Annotated in this window: 1 protein-coding gene; it reads left to right on the top strand. The window is 36.5% G+C overall.

The window, feature by feature from the left end; genetic code table 11:
• Nucleotides 1–154: 154 nt before the first annotated feature.
• Nucleotides 155–1,486: a dicarboxylate/amino acid:cation symporter gene (locus tag L1D46_RS20610; RefSeq protein WP_178927047.1), complete on the top strand. Its 1,332-nt coding sequence runs from the start codon at nt 155–157 to the stop codon at nt 1,484–1,486.
• Nucleotides 1,487–1,532 lie beyond the last annotated feature (46 nt).

Raw genomic sequence — 1,532 nt, 5'->3', positions numbered from 1 at the left:
TATTTACCTAATATTAACCTAAAAATTAAACGAAGATCATAATTTTTTTCCTTTAAAGGCAACGAAATTCTTTAACTATTTATCGAATTTTTCTGTATAAAAATCTTCATGCTGGTAGTCTATGGCAAAATTTATAAAAAAATAGACTGGGTGTATGTCAAAAGTACGATCTTTAAGCCTTACATCTCGTATCATGGTAGGTATGGTACTGGGTGTAATCGTTGGTTTTATCTTTCAAGCCATTTTAGCGGGTGAAGACGATTTCCTTATTCCACTAGGGTTATTCTCTTTACCAATTAAAGCATTTTTCGTTGATGGAATTTTCCATGTTGGTGGTCAAATATTTATCGCAAGCTTGAAAATGCTTGTGGTACCACTGGTTTTTGTATCATTAGTCTGTGGTACTTGCAGCTTAAGCGACCCCAAGAAATTAGGACGTTTAGGTGGTAAATCAATTTTGCTTTATTTAGCGACTACTGCAATCGCTATTACCGTTGCTATTACCTTAGCGTTATTGGTAAATCCAGGAGAAGGTATCAATCTACCTTCAGATGCTAATTACAGTGCAAAAGAAGCGCCAACTCTCGCACAAGTTATCATTAGTATGTTCCCGACAAACCCTATTGATGCAATGGCAAGCGGTAATATGCTACAGGTTATTGTTTTTGCATTATTATTTGGCGTAGCGATGGCGCTTAGTGGTAAAGCGGGTCAACGAGTAGCAAATGTATTTGAAGACTTAAATACCGTTATTCTAAAGCTAGTTACTTTGCTTATGAATATTGCACCCTATGGTGTTTTCTTTTTAATGGCAAAACTATTTACTACTATAGATTTAAAACTAATAAAGAGCCTTGCATTGTACTTTGGTGTAGTTGTTTTTGCCCTACTCTTCCACGGTATTGTTAACTACAGTGTGTTGTTAAAAATGTTTACAGGTCTTAACCCTATTACGTTTTTAAAGAAAATGAAAAATGCCTGCCTATTTGCATTTAGCACATCAAGCTCAAGTGCAACCATGCCTATTACCTTAGAAACTGCTAGCAAAAAATTAGGCGCACATAATTCAGTTGCCTCATTTACCGTGCCTTTAGGTGCAACCATTAACATGGACGGCACAGCAATTATGCAAGGTGTTGCTACCGTATTCATTGCACAAGTATTTTCTGTTGATTTAACAATTTCAGATTACTTAATGGTTATTTTAACCGCAACACTTGCATCTGTAGGTACTGCTGGTGTGCCCGGTGTTGGTCTTATTATGTTAGCGATGGTGTTAAACCAAGTAGGCTTGCCTGTAGAAGGTATTGCTATCATTATTGGTGTAGACCGTTTACTTGATATGACGCGTACTGCTGTCAACGTTACTGGTGACTGTATGGTGACTTGTGTAGTTGCGAAATCTGAAGGGGAATTTGATGAAGATGTATTTAACGACCCAAATGCCGCTAAAGATTTAGAAGATTATCATAAATCGATTAAGTAATTATTTACTGGCTATTTATAAGTAAAAAACCCGCTTGAAAAGCGGG

The organism is Pseudoalteromonas sp. Isolate3 (assembly GCF_022398505.1).
In the GTDB taxonomy this organism is placed as follows: domain Bacteria; phylum Pseudomonadota; class Gammaproteobacteria; order Enterobacterales; family Alteromonadaceae; genus Pseudoalteromonas; species Pseudoalteromonas apostichopi.
The sequence above is the reverse complement of the archived record's forward strand: the minus strand, read 5'-3'. Positions and strand labels throughout refer to the sequence as shown.

What these genes read in the sequence shown, in the direction of transcription:
- L1D46_RS20610 (WP_178927047.1), top strand. Translation starts at nt 155, where the DNA reads ATGTCAAAAGTACGATCTTTAAGCCTTACATCTCGTATCATGGTAGGT.